Genomic DNA, 683 nt, shown 5'->3' on the forward strand with positions numbered 1-683 from the left:
GTTCGCGATCCTGCTGGTCCATCCCATCCGGTCCTGTGAGAAAGAGGGGGCAAAGAGGGGTCACTGACCCTACGTCTAACCGGCCTTAATACAAGGCATCCCTCCGACGTGGCCCTCCTACGTCCGACGAATGATCCCTGCTTGCTCGTTCGGCAAATATTCCGCCAACCGACCGCCCCGACGACTTCAGCCGCCGGCGAGCCAGCCCAGGCGCAGACGGAGCACTTGGGTTTGCGCTACCGCTTTAGGCGGCTGTATTCCTCGCCTATTGGACGCCATGACTTTCGACTGGGTTTGTCCGACTATCCGTCGGGACGCAGGCGGCGGGTCGCCTCGGTCGGGAAGGTACACGCATGCTTTCGGTAAAACGCGCATTGCTGATGAGCGTGGGCGAACGCTACGTGCTGCTCGTGACGAATTTTGCCACAGCAGCTTTGATTTCCCGGATATTGACGCCCAAGGAGATCGGGGTGTCGGTGATCGCCATGGCCATCATGGCGATGGCCCTGTCCCTAAGGGAGTTCTCCAGTGCGAGCTTCCTCATCCAGCGCGAGGAACTCAGCCGTGAAGATATCCGCGGCGCCTCTACGGTAATGTTCATCCTCACCGGGGTCATCGCCGTCGTTCTCGTCGTCGTTTCCCCTCTTCTGGCCTCGTTCTACAGCGAGCCGACCCCCATCCCC

1 protein-coding gene is annotated in these 683 nt (G+C 60.6%); it reads left to right on the top strand.

Annotated elements, in window-relative coordinates; translation table 11 throughout:
* Positions 1–353: 353 nt before the first annotated feature.
* A partial coding sequence (locus tag ACXJ7R_RS35425; protein ID WP_457155846.1) for an oligosaccharide flippase family protein occupies positions 354–683 on the top strand: 330 nt, incomplete at its 3' end.

Source organism: Mesorhizobium sp. P5_C1 (assembly GCF_054049815.1).